The organism is Candidatus Megaera polyxenophila (assembly GCF_029982035.1).
Lineage (GTDB): Bacteria > Pseudomonadota > Alphaproteobacteria > Rickettsiales > Rickettsiaceae > Megaera > Megaera polyxenophila.
Genome location: NZ_CP104166.1, coordinates 1,054,884 through 1,071,635, shown reverse-complemented (window position 1 = coordinate 1,071,635; position 16,752 = coordinate 1,054,884). Strand labels below are relative to the sequence as shown.

Genomic DNA, 16,752 nt, shown 5'->3' with positions numbered 1-16,752 from the left:
TTAAGTTTTGAAATTTAATTGATCTGCAGCAATAAAATTGGTTCTACAAATCTATAAGTACTTTTCGTTTTAAATTACAAAATCAGTATCACTCATTAATATTATTTTGCGACTTACTAGAACCACTTAAGAAACTGCGCATTTTTTTAGATCGTGTTGGATGTTTTAGTTTACGCAGAGCTTTCGCCTCAATTTGTCTTATTCTTTCTCTAGTGACGTGAAACTGCTGTCCAACTTCTTCTAAAGTATGATCGGTATTCATACCAATACCAAACCTCATTCTAAGAACTCTTTCCTCACGAGGGGTAAGGCTAGACAGAATTCGGGTAGTGGTTTCTCGTAAATTTGACTGAATTGCGGCATCAATAGGTAAAATAGCATTTTTATCTTCAATAAAGTCGCCAAGATAACTTCCATCCTCATCTCCAACAGGATTTTCTAAACTTACAGGCTCTTTTGCAATTTTCATTACCTTTCTTACTTTATCAACAGGCATGGAAAGGCGGTTTGCAATTTCAGCGGGTGTTGGTTCGTACCCTAGTTCACTTAGCATTTGCCTAGATGTACGAATAATTTTATTAATTGTTTCGATCATATGAACAGGAATACGGATTGTACGTGCTTGATCAGCAATAGATCTAGTAATAGCCTGCCGTATCCACCAAGTAGCATAAGTAGAAAATTTAAAGCCCCTGCTGTATTCAAATTTATCTACAGCTTTCATTAAGCCAATATTTCCCTCTTGAATAAGATCTAAAAACTGCAACCCTCGGTTAGCATATTTTTTTGCAATCGAAATAACAAGCCTTAAATTCGCTTCGATCATTTCTTTTTTAGCTCTGCTTGACTGTCTTTCGCCCTTCTGGATAGAATTAACTATTCTTTTAAATTCAAAAATTGGTAAGCCAATAACTGACTCTTCTTTTTTTAATTCAGAAATTGTGTTATCAACAGCTGCAACTTCTTCATGAATAAACTTTTTCCAAGCAATTTCCTTTTTCTTCTGAATTTTTTCTTTCCAGCTATTATCAATTACTGAACCTATATACTCTTTTAGGAAATTTTGGCGTTTAACCCCGTGCTTCTCTGCTAGTTTTAGCAATTCAGTTTCTTTTGCTACTAACTTCTTATTTGTTTCATATATATCTACCAGAATTTCTTCAATACGTTTGGTATTAAAATGTATAGATGAGATTTCTTCGGTCAATTCAATAAGAGCGTTTTTGTATTTTTTGTTCGAAGCAAGAGAAGAAGTTTGTTTTTTTACTAAATAATGAGTTTTTGTTTCAGAAAGTAATTTATCGCAAATCTTTGCTATCCGCTCCATCTTGTCTAATATATTCGGTAACAACTCAGCTTCCATAGCTGAAATAGAAAGAGAAGATACCTCTTCCGAATCATTATCACCATCAGCGTCGGTATCGGTTAAGTCTCCCTCATTTTCATCGTTTTTATTGTCGGTACTACTGACAATCGCTGTATCACCCTCTATATTTGCTTCGAGGTCAATTAAATCACGCAAAGCAATTTTTTCATTAACCAAATCCTCGTACAATTTGATGAATTTCTTCATCGCCGTAGGGCTTTCACAAAGGGAGTGAAGCATCAATTTTTTTCCTTCATCAATGCGTTTTGCTATCTCTATTTCATTTTCGCGTGAGAGAAGTTCTACTCCTCCCATATCACGGAGATAAAGCCTGACAGTATCATCGGTAGAACCTAGGTTTTCTGAGCTAGCATCATCCTCTTCTTCACTATCAATAGCCGAACTGGAAATATTGAGCTCTTCGCTAACGTTAATATCAAGCTTTATATCGTCATTATTATCGTCGTCAATAATATCGATACCCGCTTCTGAAAACTTGGATATAGCATTTTCCAGATCATCAACAGAAAGTTTCTTATTTGCGGCAATAGATTTGTTGATCTGGTTGTAGGTTACAAAACCTTTCTTTTTGCTTTCAACTACTAAGTTATCAACTTTTTTAAAATCATTGTTCTTGAGTTTTTCAACTGGATTTGTCTTTTCTTTATTCATATTTTTGTTATGATAATAATTAGAAAATTGCCTTAGTTTATAAAAAATTCACTTAACTTACTGAGTTGTTTAGAAGTTTCCTGAATCTCTTTCAAATAAGAAGGCGCTTTGAGCCTAACCTCTTCTTTATTACTATTTATTATATTAATGTATTCTTGTTTTAGCGATAATAAATAGTATTTTTTACTTAATAAATCAAAAATTAGCTCACAATTTGCTTTATTTTTTTCAATAAAAATTGTATCTAGAAAAATTTTCTTGGGATCAGATAATACTAAAAAACTGTTGTAAAATCCAGTTTTTTCTGCAAGTTCTTTGGTCTTGTTCTCATTAATATCGTCATACATATCTATTTGACTAATATACCATTCTTTGAATTCGTTAAAATCAGGAGAGGATAGAGTTAAATCTGCTACAAATTCTCTAATTCTGGCAATTTTTAGCAGACCAGGGAACTTTATAATAAAACTGCATAAAGATAATTCAAGCACTTCCATTTCGGTGTATTCCTTATCACCATTACTTCCAATATACGTCTTATTATTTTTCTTTAACCCATTGCGTGCTCCTTTCTTATTATAAAGCTTCTGCCACATCTGTTCCTTGAAATAGCGCCGAAAATTAGCGGACAGCACCTTGTCTTTTATCTGTAAGCATACAGTGTCTAATGTATTCTCTAAAACAGCTTTAGATTCCGCAGAGGAAAAAGTTTTCCCTCCATATTCGCTCAACCAAATAGCTTCTGATAAATTGATTCTTTCTGCAAGTAGTTTATTAAATAATTCAATACCCTCGGATTTAATAACTTCATCTGGATCTTTGGAATTCGGTAGTATTACGAAAGAAATTTTTTTATCGTAAGCAATCATCGGCAGCGCTATATCGATTAATCTGCGGCTTGCTCTTTGTCCTGCATTGTCCCCATCAAGGCAAATTATAATTTCCTCACCCGATCGCCACAATTTTTGCAGATGCTTTTCCGTTACCGACGTACCAAGGCTCGCAATAGCTTCATTTATTCCAGCCTGGTGTAAAGCAATTACATCCATATAACCTTCGACTACAATTGAGTAATTTTTTTTATAAGACGCACTGATTGCGGTGTTTTCTCCATACATTGTCTCGCTTTTTTTAAACACTAAAGTTTCTGGAGAATTTATATATTTGGGCATGCCATCCCCAATCACCCTTCCCCCGAATCCTACAATTCTATTATAGGTATTTCTAATAGGAAAGATTATTCTATTATTAAATACCTCATAAATTTTACCATCTTCTTTCTTGCCCACTAAGCCTGAGCTTAATAAAATTTTCAGGGGGATAGATTTTTTTTCAAAATACTTAATTAAAAGCCCTTTTCCCGGCGCATAACCTATAGAAAATTGTTCTTTGATATTTTTATTGATACCGCGGGCTAGTAAATATCCTTCAACTTCTTTATTGATCTGGTCAGTAAAGTAAGCTGAGGCTAATTCCAAGACATTATATATTTGATCTGCTTCATCATATTCCTTTTGTTGATCAGCAGACATTTTAGGTAACTCGATAGAATTTTCTTGAGCTATTTTTATTGCAGCTTCTTTATAACTAAGCCCTGTAGTTTCGGCTACAAATTTAATGATGTCTCCATGTACACCGCAACCAAAACAGTGGTAAAATCTTTTTGCGTCATTAACGGTAAAAGAAGGGGTTTTTTCAGAATGGAATGGGCATATCCCTAAATATTCATTACCTTTTTTAGTTAAAGAAACCTTTTGCTTTACTATATCGGAGGTTCTTATTTGTTCTCTTAGGTAATTGTAAAACTCCACAGGAATTATCATAAATTTAAAAAATTAAATTTAAAATTACTGTTGTTAAACAATAACAAACAGGAATGGATAAATTGTCATTAATTTTTATTTGACCAGCATAAAATTCAGCTAATGTGGCCATAAGAGAACTAAAAATTATGATAATAAAACTTGTAGGGTGACTGACAAAAAAATAGATTACTGTGCTAATAAAAACGCTGGAAATAAAAAACGCACCAGCGCCCACTAAGGATTTGCCATTTTTTAGCGGCATTCCATATTTCATGCCTACTAATGCTGCAATACAATCAGATATGATCAGGATGAGCCACGAAGTAATTACTAGACCTTTAGAAAAAAATAAACAACTTATTAAAAGCCCCAGAGCCATATAACTTGCTCCGCTAAGCTTGTAGAAACCAGTTCTTTCTTTATTTCTAAGAAATTTGCTAAAAAATTTATCAACTACCTCTTTAATTTTCTGATTATGATTCCTAGATATATCAGCATAGAGTGTAAACCCAGTAAGTATTAACAGTAATACGTTCATACTTGTTTTAGGAATAAACGAATAAACTAAAGGAAATATTAACCCGTATAAATGAAAAATTTTTCGCCTGATTTCAAAATTAAGATTTTCATTTTGCATAAAATTTTTAGCTAATTTGACAAACGCAATTAGTCTAAATATACTTCAAATCTTAACTTAAACAAGACATAATTATGGTCAAATTCCCTATCACTAAAAAAGGCTTCGAACTCCTAGAAAAAGAAATTAAACATTTGAAGCACGTTGAAAGGCCTACAATTATTGAGGCTATTTCAACAGCACGGGATTTTGGTGATTTATCGGAAAATGCGGAGTATCACGCAGCACGAGAAAAACAGAGTTTTGTTGAAGGGCGGATTTTAGATTTAGAGGATAAACTCTCAAGAGCCGAAATTATTGATATTTCTAAACTATCAAAAGAAAGTATAAAATTTGGCGCTACTGTCAAATTAGTGGATGAAGATACAGAAGAAGAAGTAACATACATAATAGTTGGAGAGTATGAGGCTGATATTACTAAGAAACGAGTCTCGATCCAATCTCCAATTGCAAAAGGACTTATTGGCAAATCTGTAGGAGATATTGTAGAAATAACAACTCCTAAGGGAAATAAAGTGTTTGAAATATTAGAAATTTCATATCCGGACATAGATTTAGGTTAAGTATTTTTTTCTTAATTTTTGAAATAAGTTATGCTATAATAAATTTCATTGAAGTTAGAGGTATTATATGTCTAATATAAATTTGCCTGTTATTTCTTCTAGTTCTGGATTTAACAAGTATTTGCAAGAAATAAACAATATACCTTCTCTGACAAAAGAAGAAGAGTTTTTGCTTGCTAAGAATTATCTTGAAAATAATGATCTTGAAGCAGCTCATAGGCTTGTACTTAGCCACTTGAAACTAGTTGTAAAAATAGCCATTAAATATAAAAATTATGGTCTACCGTTACCTGAGCTTGTATCGGAAGGAAACATTGGTTTAATGCAAGCAGTAAAAAAATATGATCATAAACTTGGCTTCAGACTCTCTACTTATGCTATGTGGTGGATAAAAGCTTCTATCCAGGAGTATGTACTTAAATCATGGTCACTTGTAAAGATTGGGACAACCTCAGCACAAAAAAAATTATTTTTTAGCCTTGGTAAGATTAAACATCGTATAATTAATACTTATGCACGGGCTATTAATGATCAAGATTATCAAGAGATGGCAGATGAGCTTGGTGTGTCTCTTAAGGAAGTAGTAGAAATGGATCAACGTATGGCAGGTCCTGATATTTCACTGAATCGTTCCGCAAATCGTGAAGACGAAAATGCCGAGATAATTGAATTTTTACCGGAACAGAAACCAAATCAAGAAATATCTTTACTGCAAAAACAAGATATAGAAAACAAAAAACTGGTATTAGCCGAGGCTATGCAAGTTTTAAATGAAAGGGAGGTTAAGATTCTAACTGCTAGAAAGCTTAATTATTCACCTGAAACACTTGATAGCTTAAGCATGGAATATAACATTTCAAAAGAACGTGTAAGGCAGATAGAAACTAGAGCATTCGAAAAACTGCAAAATTATGTACTAGCTAGAGTTTCTAGAGACGGTCAACTTCTAGAGACGGTCAACTAGAAAAAGCCATATCAGGGTGATCTTACCCCATATAAAGAATTCTGTTTCTTGGTTGAAGCTATTAGTGGAGGCTGACCTAACTATTAAATTTGGTTTTAGATAGTCTCTCCGTCAAAACTCTCTACCCCTGAATTAGAAGGGGTTTCATGTTATAAATGGCTTACGAAATCCATAAGAAAATGTTATAATTAGCGCATAAAGCTTATGGATTTTAAAGTATATGCCTATAGAAAATATTAGTTTTTCTCAAAAACAAGAAAGATTATTTGGTGAAAAATTATCTATACAACTAAATCGCAAAAACAAATTATATAAACTGAGAGATTTGGTAAATTGGTCTGAACTTGAAGCGCTGGCATTAGCTAAGGTTGAAATCAAGCAATTCGGTAGAAATAAGAAGGATCATAGAGTAATGCTAGGACTATCAATGCTGCAAGCTATGTATAACGGTTCTGATTCGTTTACGGAGGAAGAATTAAAGGAAAATATATATTGGCAATATTTTTGCGGCTATGAGTATATGCAACAAGATATTGACGTATCGGAGGCGACTATACGTAGATTCCGCAATGCTCTGGGAGAGGAAGGATATAAAGAGATTCTAAAAGAGCTTTTGCGTATAGGACTGAAGGTCGGAGCACTCAAAAAAAAAGACTTGGAATCGGCGATTATAGATACGACTGTACAGATTAAGAATATCAAACATCCACATGACGTACATTTAATGGAGACCGCAAGAGCAAAAGTAGTAGATCTCTGTAAACGACTTGGTATTTCGCTTAACGAGACATACGCCAAGAGTTTTAAATATAAGACGATCAAGCTTTGGAAGTACAAGGAAGATAGTAAAGCAAGGCAACGTAGAAAAATAATGATAAGCTTAAAAGTCCGCTTAGGTAGGTTGATCCGTATATGCTGGAGAGGTATAGAAAAATCAAAATTAGAACTATCTGCTGAGGATAGCGCCATTTTTACGAGAGTTAAAAATATTCATGCCCAGTCTGTGCTTAAGAAAAAGGACAAGGATATTTATAAAAAAGAGCATAAGATAGTCTATAGCTTTCATGCTCCGGAGGTAGAGTGTATCGGCAAGGGTAAAATGAATAAACCTTACGAATTTGGTAACAAAGTCGGGATTGCAGTAAGCGGCCGAGGCAACTTTATTCTTGGGGTTAAATCTTTTCACGGTAACCCCTACGACGGACATACTTTAGATCAAACGGTATCGGAGCTGCGCAAGCTAAGTCCGGAGACTAGCAAAATTTTTGTAGATCTTGGTTACACCGGCCATAACTTCAAAGAAAAAGGCAAGGTTTTTACCGCCAAGACCAAGAAAGCTTTATCAACCGATGACAAAAAGATGCAAAAGCGGAGAAGTGCAATTGAACCGATAATAGGTCATCTAAAGAATTTTGGTCGTATGGGTAGAAACTACCTTAAGGGAATAATTGGAGATATCGTTAATCCGCTTATCTCTGCCGTTGGCTTGAATTTGCGTAGAATCACTAATATTCTCAAAGAATCCACCGCATAATAATTTTCCGAAAATCTTAATAATTTAAGCAATTAGCATTGCTCAAGAGAGAATCATGAGTAAATTGTGAATTTTTGCCATCATAGCACCTAAATTTTATATTTTTGGTAAAAAAATACCCCAAAAAAATAAAAATGCGATGATTGACTTTTAAAATTATTAAAACTACATCAAAAATTTAGAATTTTGACGGAAAGACTAATAACCCAAGTGCATCATAACTTACTTTTACACCTGCGGGTGATAAGGATTTTAGTTCTTGAATTACTAAATGACACGCCTCGGATAACAATGAATAATTTTTTATATATACTTCCTCATTATAATCCTCCAAAATTTCTTTATAATCTACGTTCAGTGTTTTAGCAACTTGTTGGATCAGACCGGCCGATGGGTTGGCATTCCTCCCTCTAATAAATTCATAAATATTGCGATTAGTTCCGGCTTTTTTCTCAAGTTCAGGAAGACTCCAATTTCTTTCTTCTAATAACCTTGTAATATTTTTTTTAATCGTTTCGGTGGACATAATTCTCAGAAAAACCTTTTCTTAATAATTAATTGAGATATTAACTTAATAAGTAATTAAATGTTGACAGCTAAATCAACATCATTATTATTAAATGATACATCATCAATAACTTGTAATTTAATTAAACCGATTGGTAGTTACCTTGTAGTGGATGTGAAATTGCTAGTACAGCTACCAGTTAAATAAGTATGGCGACAAAAAAACAATATAATAACAACACAATGGTGTGACATTATGAGTATAACAGATAAAAGAGACTCCTACAACAAGCCAAATCAACAAAATAACAAATTTGATCGGAGTAATTTATTTCTTATCCAAAACCTACGTTGTAAAAGTTTTTTATTGTTAACTAATATGGTTAATTTAAACTGGGTTAATGTTTCGGCTTACGCCAAATTTCCTTGAGTTTTATCACTTCTTTTTGAAAGTAAAACGTCTTTTTGGAATAAATTTCTAAACGGATTAATATTTTAAATTAAAACAAGGGGACAATATAATGGCACGTAAAAATGATTATATAGCAAAAATAGACAAATTTATCGGTAATAAAATAGCTTCTTTAAGGTTGTCAAAAGGTTTTTCACGTAAGCAACTCTCAGAAGCTGTTGATATAACCGGTCAGCAACTTTCTAAGTATGAAAAAGGAAAAAATAGAGTTTCAATAGGAAGGTTAATTTTAATCTCTAAAGCGCTCGGTGAGAGAGTATCTTACTTTTATGAGGGGCTAGAAACTGAAGTCACATATCAGCTGCCGATAGATCAGGAGGAAATACGTAAGGAGATTGTCCGTAATTTTATGCGGCTTAATAGTTTAGAATATCAGAATGCTATTAATCAGCTTATCAGATTATTGTTAAAAGATAAAATCGCTGAAGGAAATATAAGAGGATATTCTAATGGAACAGAAAGTAGATAAACTCAAGGACTCTCTAGTTTTCATTTTGGATAAATTGGAGATTAGAGAAAAGCAAGGAAAAAACAGGAGCAAGAGATCGAAAACTATATAAAGAAAAACCGTAGCATCGATTTTAACGAATTAGTAGCAGCTCATTGAAAGCCCACTAAAACCTATATTGTTTGATGGAATAAAAAAACATGCAAAAATTAGCTAATAATTAACGTGTAACTGTTTTCTTTCTTGTGGAATTTTTTATCAAAACCAAGTCCGATGCTGCATATCAAGAAATCTATTACTAATTAGGTGGGTAATAATGTAGTTACAAACGCAGAGAAAAATTATTGGCAGTTATAATGAATTAAATTAAGGTATAGATGCATGGAGAGCTGAACAGCGGGCTAAAGAAATCATTAAGATAGTTTTGTTTTCCTGCTATTCTGCTTTACCTTTACCAATAAGGCCGTGTTAAATTAAGATCATGTATTATAGGGGTATAAACAAAATTGCTTTGGTACAATAAAATTTTTTAATAGCTTATGGTGTAATTTTAGCTATCTGACTCCAGCAAAAATTTGAACTGCATATATTTAGCAGCTTCCTAATTTCTATCCCTATCTGCGTATTGAATAGCTTCTTTGATTCTCAGAGCATTTATTATCACTTCTATATGCGCTAACGATTTAACTTCTACGTCAAATATCAATTCGAAATAGTTGCTGTTACGGCTTAAAATTTTAAAATTAGTTATATTCCCTCCATTTTTAGCAATTTCTCCGGCTAAAATAGCAAGGCTTTCTGGTTCATTTAATAACAAAACTTTTATCCTAGAAATAAAAGGAATATTTGATTTATTGTTATCCCAGGTAAGGTCAAGGATTCTTTCTGGCATACTAGCAAAATTGTTTAGCATTTCGCAATCAGATGTATGGATTGTAATTCCACTTCCTGTGTGTACTATACCTACTATTTTGTCCCCTGGAAGAGGGTGACAGCATTTCGCATAATGCATAGCCATACCTGGTATAAGGCCTTTAATAGGTATTACATTTTCATCTTCCGTTGTGGAAGGAGCTTTTTTTGTAAATTTTAGTAAAGATAAAGTTGAGCTTAATCTACTTTTTTTAACAGTTGCGAGCTTTACTACTTCCTCCCTGGTAATTGTACCTTCTCCCACTGCAAAAAATAATTCATCAGAGGTTTTGCTAAAGAACTTGCACGCTGCTTCTATAGCTTTAGTTTCGTCTTCTATTTTATTAGCTTTTAGGGCTTTATAGATAATTGTTTTCCCAAGCTTTATGTGCTGCCCCCTTAATTGTTGTTGAATAACTTTTTGAATTTCTCCTCTTGCTTTACCTGTAACAACAAATTTTCCCCATGAAAGTGAAACTGTTTGGTGTTTAGAAGTGATTATTTCTACTTGATCACCATTAACAAGGTGAGTTTTAAGAGGTACTATTTTGCCATTTACTTTTGCACCTACGCATTTATTCCCTATATCAGAATGTACCATATAAGCAAAATCAACGGTAGTAGCGCCTTTAGGTAACGCTATAAGTTTACCTTTGGGTGTAAAGCAGAATACTTGATCATAATACATTGCCAATTTAGTATTTTGGAGAAATGTTTCTGGATCATTATTTTGTTCTAAAATTGAAAGCAATTCTCTAATCCATACGTATTGCGTAGTGTCGAGACTATTATCATGGCATTGTTTATAACGCCAATGAGCGGCTACTCCAAGCTCTGCTATATCATGCATTTTGTGGGTTCTAATTTGGATTTCAACTTTTTGGAGTAATGGTCCGATAATCACTGTGTGGAGAGACTGGTATCCATTATTTTTAGGAGTGCTGATAAAATCTTGAAAATTATCAGGAATCATTTTATAGCTTGTATGGATTATACCAAGGGCTCTATAACAATTCTCAACATTATCTACTACTATTCTGAAAGCTATTATATCTGATAATTGTTCTATGCTAATATTTTTTTGCTTCATTTTCATCCACGTGGAATAAGGAGTTTTTTTTCTTCCAGAAACTTCTGCTTTTAAGCCTTGTACTTCAAGAGTTTTTTGTAGCTCATTAATAATTTGTGGGATAAGCTTATTTTGTCCGGATTCAAGTTCAATGGATTTAAATCTCTGAACTATTGATTCTCTAATATCTGGGTTTAATATTCCAAAACAAATATCCTGCAATTCCGTTTTTATTTGTTGCATTCCTATTCTTTCAGCTAGCGGTGCATATAGTTCAAGGGTTTCTAAGGCTATTTTTTTCTTTTTTTCCGGATTACTAATAAAATCTATGGTACGCATATTGTGAAGACGATCAGCAAGTTTAATAAGTAAAACTCTGATATCATCACTCAGTGCTATTAGCAATTTTCGAAAATTCTCAGCTTGACGAACATTATCTTCGTGAAATTTTATTTTTGTAAGTTTAGTAACACCATCAACTAATTTTGCGACATCTTTGCCAAAATTCTCTTCGATTTCCTCAAGTGTTAAGTCTGTATCTTCAATAGTGTCGTGTAGTATAGCAGTAATGATGGAATCTGTATCCAAACGCATTTCTCCAATTATTTCAGCTACTTCAAGAGGATGAGAATAATAAGGAACGCCTGATGCCCTTTGTTGTATACCATGGTATTTTATAGCAAATTCAACAGCTTTTTTTATCTTTGCTTCGTCTACTGTTATATTATAAGATTTGTATTTTTCTAGTATCTTTTGATGGTCTAAATGCACTTAATAATTATAATTTGGTTTAATTTTTGAAATATTTGATAGTATGTAGAGCTAGAATATATCTATAGAAAGTAAGAGTAAACTATTTTTTTTTAGTGCTATTAAATAAAATTCACTGGATGTTTTGCGGCTTGAATCAGGCTTAAAATGCTTAACCGTTGTAAAATTTTGTTTTATGTTATTCAGCAGATCATTTTCTGCTCCGCCTCTGAAAATTTTAGCAATAAAATGTCCTCCAGGTTTAAGGATAGTTATGGCAAACTGAAAAGCATTTTCGCAAAGATCAATTATTCGTAAATGATCTGTAGCACTATGTCCGGTAGTATTAGCTGCCATATCACTTAATACTACATCGGCAAGTTGATTGTCCAAATTATTGATTATTAAAGTTTTTGCATCATCAGCAAAGAAATCTTTCTGTAAGTTAACTACTCCGGCTATTAGGTCTATAGGTAGCAGGTCGATAGCAATTAGCTTATTTGTGGCGTTTTTGTTGTTTGATTGAATGATTTTAGCTGCTACTTGACTCCATCCTCCAGGTGCTGCGCCAAGATCTACAACATTCATTCCTGGGCTTAGTACCCTGAATTTTTCATTTATTTCAAGTAGCTTATAAGCTGCCCGTGATCTGTAACCGTCTAATTTTGATTTGGCAACATAAGGATCATTAAGCTGACGCATAAGCCAGAGAGTTGAAGATTTTTTTCTCCCTTTTGCAGTTTTAACTTTAGTAAATTTACCCCGATAACCACTAGATATAGACATAAATAGGTTATTTTTGTCCTGACTGTGCATAATTATGTAAAATAGAATTTATAAATCCAATTTCATTTTCATCTAGCATATCATTTGCTATATCAGTATACTCGTTAATTATTACTTTTTTAGGAGTTTCCGGAAAATAAGCAAGCTCGCAAATACCGACTCTTAACACGGCATGAAGAAGCATAGGCAAATTAGTAATAGTCCAGGACTTAGTAAGAAATCGAGATATTTCTTCGTCAATCTCTAATAAATTACTATGAGTATATTTTACTAGCTCATCCAAATAGCTATAGCTTGGTTTAAGTTTGAGTTTACTCTTTTGATCAATATCGTGGTCGCTTTTAAAATCTACGTCTTTGTAAAACTCTTTTATTCTCAGCAATACCGAATTTATATCGAGCGTATCTTGGGAACTGGCAAATTGATACAAAGTTTGAATAGCTGCAATTCGCGCAATTGATTTAGTGCTTATTTGTTGGTTCATATATGTTTTGTTTTATGAATTAGACCGCTTGGAAGCTTAAACTATCTATAAAAACGCATCGGGGTTATTTTTAAAACTGCGGTTTTTCTTGCGGTAATATTAACTAATAGAGTTGTTACCTATACCTTTAAAATCTCTTCCTCTTTAGTCTTTATATGCTGATCAACTTTACTTGTAAAATCATCGGTTAGTTTTTGAATTTCTTCTCCAATATTATGGTGATCATCCTTTGATATAGCGCCGTCTTTTTCCATTTTTTTCAGATGTTCCATGCCGTCTCGTCTGATGTTTCTTAAAGCAACTTTAGTATTTTCACCGTATTTATGAGCAATTTTTACCAGTTCGTGTCTTCTTTCCTGGCTCAAGATAGGTAAACTCATTCGGATTATTTGGCCGTCAGAACTCGGATTAAGGCCAAGATTTGCATCAGCAATAGCTTTTTCAACGGTTTTGACCATAGATTTATCCCATACTTGCACGGATATGGTCTTAGCATCCGGAGTTGAAACTGTGCCGACTTGGGATATAGGCATTTTACTTCCATAGACCTCGACAACGACCGGATCAAGTAAATTAGCTGAAGATCTTCCTGTTCTAAGACCGGATAATTCTTTCTCAAGAATAATAATTGCCTTATTCATTTTGTCAGTTAAATCATTTTTAAGTGCTTGATCCATGATGCCTCCTTAGTAAAATTCTTAAAACTTAATTGCCCTTTATAATAGTAAATTCCCCTTTATCTTGTAGTACCTGCGCAAAATTACCTGGTTTCTTTATAGAAAATACTTTTATAGGTAAATTGTTTTCTCGTGCTACGGCAATCGCAGCCATATCCATTACTTTTAAATTATCTCTTAAAGCTTCCGTATAGTTTAGTTCTGCAAATTTTTTGGCATCCTTGTTCTTTTTAGGATCAGAATCGTAAACCCCGTCAACATTTGTACCTTTAAACAGAATATCACAATTCATTTCTATAGCCCTAAGCACAGCTGCACTATCAGTTGTAAAAAAGGGATTCCCAATTCCTGCTGCAAAAATTACAACCCTTCCTTTTTGCATATGTCTTATAGCTCGTCGTCTGATAAAGGGCTCACAAATCGTAGTCATTGGGATTGCGGACTGAACTCTAGTATATATGCCAGTTTTTTCCATAGTATTTTGTAATGCTAAAGCATTAATAACCGTAGCTAGCATTCCCATGTAGTCAGCTGCTGCTCTTTCCATTCCTAGCACGGCTGCATCAATTCCACGGTAAATGTTCCCACCTCCTACTACTACGCATACCTGCACGCCAAGGTTAACAACTTCTTTTATATCTTCTGCTATAGTTTGGAGAGTTTCAAAATCATGTCCAAAACTTTTGTTTCCCATCAGAGCTTCACCAGAAACCTTAAAAAGGGCTCTTTTGCAGTTTATTGACATAAATTTTACTACAATGATACAAAATTAATAAAAATAAATCAGTTATGGTTTGAATTTTCCTAGCTTTCGAGTTAGATGTAATTAAGTTTTTTATTGGTTCATGCTAAAGCAAGTATTATTTTTGTCAAGTGCAAGAAAATAGCAGTTAATAAAAATCGGGATTATTTAAAAAAACTTTAGTTTTAAATAGCCATAATATATCATGTAATAAGTTATAGAAAGTAGGTTTTATTAGGTGGTAAAATGCCGAAATTAATTATTGATGGCAAAGAAGTAGAAATAGAAGAAGGCCTGACTGTGATGCAAGCTTGTGAAGCTGCCGGGTTGGAGATACCGCATTTCTGCTTCCATGAGCGTCTAAAAATTGCTGGTAATTGCCGTATGTGCCTAGTTGATATTGAGAAATCTCCTAAACCTGTTGCGTCTTGTGCTATGCCGGCAAGTGAGGGCATGGTAGTTAATACTACTAGCGCAAGGGTAATAAAAGCCCGGGAGGGGGTAATGGAGTTCTTGCTTGCCAACCATCCTCTGGATTGTCCAATTTGTGATCAGGGTGGAGAATGTGATTTGCAGGATCAAGCTTTTAAATATGGTAAGGGCAAAAGTAGATATTCTGAAAACAAACGCTCAGTTAAAGATAAAAACCTTGGTCCTTTAGTTGAGACCCATATGACGCGTTGTATACATTGTACCCGCTGTATCAGGTTTTGTACTGATGTTGCAGGTATTCCAGAAATGGGAACAATCGGTAGGGGAGAGCATATGGAAATTGTGAGCTATCTGGAAAGAACCCTTACCTCTGAGTTATCAGGTAATGTAATAGATTTATGCCCTGTAGGTGCTTTAAACTCTAAACCTTATGCCTTTACTGCTCGAAGCTGGGAACTGCAAGGTACTGAGTCAATAGACGTTATGGACGCTGTTGGTTCGAATATTCGTGTCGATTCCAGGGGGCTGGAGGTAATGCGTATTTTGCCGAAACTTAATGAAGATATAAATGAAGAATGGCTTTCTGATAAAGCAAGATTTTCTTACGATGGTCTAAAAAATCAACGGCTGGATAGACCCTATATCAAAAAAAGTGGTCGCTTTCAAGAAGTAAGCTGGGAAAGTGCACTTTCTTCAATTGCTGACAAATTCACTTCTACACACGATAAGTCAGCTATTGCTGCTATTGCAGGCTTTACCGCGCCTTGTGAGAGTATGTTTTTAATGAAAAAATTGCTCTCCAAACTTGGGTCTGCTATGGGCGATGCTAATCAACTTGGTTACAGATTTGATTTATCAGCTAGAGGTAATTACTTGTTTAACACTACTATCGCTGGTATAGAAAAAGCTGACGTTTGCCTGCTTGTAGGCGCTAATCCAAGACAGGTAGCTCCTGTATTGAACGCTCGAATTGGTAAAATGGTTAGAGCAGGAAACTTGATTGTTGGGAGAATTGGAGAAGCGGATAATCAAACATATAAAATTATGGAACTAGGTAGGAATGTTGATATCCTGGAAAGCTTAGTTTCGATTAATCTTGGTAACGAGGAAAATAAGGATAAATCCATATTAGCATTTGCTAAACTTCTAGAGAAAGCAGCTAATCCTATGATTATTGTTGGGGATGGAGCACTAGTGCGCCCAGATGCTCATGCAATACTATCTCTTTTGCATAAAATTATCCCAAAATACAAAATTGTGCGAGAGAATTGGAATGGATTTAATATTTTGCATAACCATGCTTCCATGGTAGGGGCATTGGACCTTGGTTTCGTTTATGGTAATTCCGGTACTGGAACTGCCGAAATCCTAAAAAAGACCCAAAATGGTGAAATCAAAATCCTCTATTTACTTGGCGCAGATGATATTGATATAAGCCAAATAGGGGAAGGTACTTTCGTCATTTATCAGGGACACCACGGTGATGCTGGAGCTAATAGAGCAGATGTTATTTTGCCTGAAGCTGCTTATACTGAACAGGATGGAATTTATGTTAATATGGAAGGTAGACCTCAGTTTGCTCGAGCAGCGGTATCTCCCGCAGGTTCTGCTAAAACCGGAATAGAAATTATTAATATGGTTGCAGAAGCACTTGGTCTCGAGATTAAAGCAGATGAACTGCATTTAATTCGCAAGATGATGGCACAGGAATATGATATATTTAACCATATTGATGAGATCATGGTTAATGATTTTCTACCCTTTAAGTCTAGCATAAAACTGAGCAAGCAGCCTTTAGAAAAAGTAGCTATGAATTATTATATGACAGATCCAATTAGTCGGGCTTCTGTTACGATGGTAAAATGCACAAAGGCGATAAATGAGATGAAGGCAACACAAGAACTTAAAGAAACGATTGAGGGAGCAGCATAA

General features: G+C 34.2%; 14 protein-coding genes. 5 read left to right on the top strand and 9 right to left on the bottom strand.

From position 1 onward, the window contains the following. Positions 1–88: 88 nt before the first annotated feature. Genes rpoD through N3Z16_RS05755 form a run of 3 tightly spaced genes read right to left on the bottom strand, consistent with a single transcriptional unit; the run spans position 89 to position 4,480 of the window. Entirely contained in the window at positions 89–2,038 is a 1,950-nt protein-coding gene (gene rpoD / locus N3Z16_RS05765) for an RNA polymerase sigma factor RpoD (protein ID WP_282485759.1), read from the bottom strand. Between the two features lie 32 nt (positions 2,039–2,070). Then, positions 2,071–3,849: a DNA primase gene (gene dnaG / locus N3Z16_RS05760; protein ID WP_282485757.1), complete on the bottom strand. Its 1,779-nt coding sequence runs from the start codon at positions 3,847–3,849 to the stop codon at positions 2,071–2,073. A 16-nt stretch (positions 3,850–3,865) separates the two neighbouring features. Next, positions 3,866–4,480: a diacylglycerol/polyprenol kinase family protein gene (locus N3Z16_RS05755; protein WP_282485755.1), complete on the bottom strand. Its 615-nt coding sequence runs from the start codon at positions 4,478–4,480 to the stop codon at positions 3,866–3,868. Positions 4,481–4,551: 71 nt separating this feature from the next. Here N3Z16_RS05755 and greA point away from each other — a divergent pair, with 71 nt between their 5' ends. From greA to N3Z16_RS05740, 3 genes are all read left to right on the top strand, one after another. Next, positions 4,552–5,043, top strand: coding sequence for a transcription elongation factor GreA (greA, locus tag N3Z16_RS05750; protein WP_223938470.1), 492 nt, complete (start codon positions 4,552–4,554; stop codon positions 5,041–5,043). A gap of 67 nt (positions 5,044–5,110) precedes the next feature. Next, entirely contained in the window at positions 5,111–6,007 is an 897-nt protein-coding gene (gene rpoH / locus N3Z16_RS05745) for an RNA polymerase sigma factor RpoH (RefSeq protein WP_282485754.1), read from the top strand. 220 nt (positions 6,008–6,227) lie between these two features. Further along, complete coding sequence (locus N3Z16_RS05740) at positions 6,228–7,541, top strand: IS5 family transposase (RefSeq protein ID WP_282485558.1); 1,314 nt, start codon at positions 6,228–6,230, stop codon at positions 7,539–7,541. A gap of 178 nt (positions 7,542–7,719) precedes the next feature. Here N3Z16_RS05740 and N3Z16_RS05735 read toward each other — a convergent pair whose 3' ends face one another. Next, on the bottom strand, positions 7,720–8,067 hold the full coding sequence (locus N3Z16_RS05735; RefSeq protein ID WP_282485752.1) for a helix-turn-helix domain-containing protein: 348 nt from the start codon (positions 8,065–8,067) through the stop codon (positions 7,720–7,722). Between the two features lie 502 nt (positions 8,068–8,569). Between N3Z16_RS05735 and N3Z16_RS05730 the strand changes: the two genes are divergently transcribed. Continuing rightward, positions 8,570–8,989: a helix-turn-helix domain-containing protein gene (locus tag N3Z16_RS05730; RefSeq protein ID WP_282485750.1), complete on the top strand. Its 420-nt coding sequence runs from the start codon at positions 8,570–8,572 to the stop codon at positions 8,987–8,989. A 580-nt stretch (positions 8,990–9,569) separates the two neighbouring features. Here the strand turns inward: N3Z16_RS05730 and N3Z16_RS05725 are convergent. The 5 genes from N3Z16_RS05725 to pyrH all read right to left on the bottom strand — a co-directional run bounded on the left by N3Z16_RS05725 (position 9,570) and on the right by pyrH (position 14,391). Continuing rightward, on the bottom strand, positions 9,570–11,720 hold the full coding sequence (locus N3Z16_RS05725) for a RelA/SpoT family protein (protein WP_282485748.1): 2,151 nt from the start codon (positions 11,718–11,720) through the stop codon (positions 9,570–9,572). Positions 11,721–11,771: 51 nt separating this feature from the next. Beyond that, a complete protein-coding gene (locus N3Z16_RS05720; RefSeq protein ID WP_282485747.1) occupies positions 11,772–12,485 on the bottom strand; it encodes an RlmE family RNA methyltransferase in 714 nt (237 codons plus the stop codon). Positions 12,486–12,492: 7 nt separating this feature from the next. After that, entirely contained in the window at positions 12,493–12,969 is a 477-nt protein-coding gene (nusB, locus tag N3Z16_RS05715; protein WP_223939311.1) for a transcription antitermination factor NusB, read from the bottom strand. A 119-nt stretch (positions 12,970–13,088) separates the two neighbouring features. Continuing rightward, entirely contained in the window at positions 13,089–13,646 is a 558-nt protein-coding gene (gene frr / locus N3Z16_RS05710; protein WP_223939310.1) for a ribosome recycling factor, read from the bottom strand. A gap of 28 nt (positions 13,647–13,674) precedes the next feature. Further along, positions 13,675–14,391, bottom strand: coding sequence for a UMP kinase (gene pyrH, locus N3Z16_RS05705; RefSeq protein ID WP_223939309.1), 717 nt, complete (start codon positions 14,389–14,391; stop codon positions 13,675–13,677). 243 nt (positions 14,392–14,634) lie between these two features. Here pyrH and nuoG point away from each other — a divergent pair, with 243 nt between their 5' ends. After that, on the top strand, positions 14,635–16,752 hold the full coding sequence (nuoG, locus tag N3Z16_RS05700; RefSeq protein WP_282485745.1) for an NADH-quinone oxidoreductase subunit NuoG: 2,118 nt from the start codon (positions 14,635–14,637) through the stop codon (positions 16,750–16,752).

Coding starts and splice junctions, on each gene's coding strand:
- rpoD (WP_282485759.1), bottom strand. CDS start 2,038: ATGAATAAAGAAAAGACAAATCCAGTTGAAAAACTCAAGAACAATGAT.
- N3Z16_RS05755 (WP_282485755.1), bottom strand. CDS start 4,480: ATGCAAAATGAAAATCTTAATTTTGAAATCAGGCGAAAAATTTTTCAT.
- rpoH (WP_282485754.1), top strand. CDS start 5,111: ATGTCTAATATAAATTTGCCTGTTATTTCTTCTAGTTCTGGATTTAAC.
- N3Z16_RS05740 (WP_282485558.1), top strand. CDS start 6,228: ATGCCTATAGAAAATATTAGTTTTTCTCAAAAACAAGAAAGATTATTT.
- N3Z16_RS05735 (WP_282485752.1), bottom strand. CDS start 8,067: ATGTCCACCGAAACGATTAAAAAAAATATTACAAGGTTATTAGAAGAA.
- N3Z16_RS05730 (WP_282485750.1), top strand. CDS start 8,570: ATGGCACGTAAAAATGATTATATAGCAAAAATAGACAAATTTATCGGT.
- N3Z16_RS05720 (WP_282485747.1), bottom strand. CDS start 12,485: ATGTCTATATCTAGTGGTTATCGGGGTAAATTTACTAAAGTTAAAACT.
- nusB (WP_223939311.1), bottom strand. CDS start 12,969: ATGAACCAACAAATAAGCACTAAATCAATTGCGCGAATTGCAGCTATT.
- frr (WP_223939310.1), bottom strand. CDS start 13,646: ATGGATCAAGCACTTAAAAATGATTTAACTGACAAAATGAATAAGGCA.
- pyrH (WP_223939309.1), bottom strand. CDS start 14,391: ATGTCAATAAACTGCAAAAGAGCCCTTTTTAAGGTTTCTGGTGAAGCT.
- nuoG (WP_282485745.1), top strand. CDS start 14,635: ATGCCGAAATTAATTATTGATGGCAAAGAAGTAGAAATAGAAGAAGGC.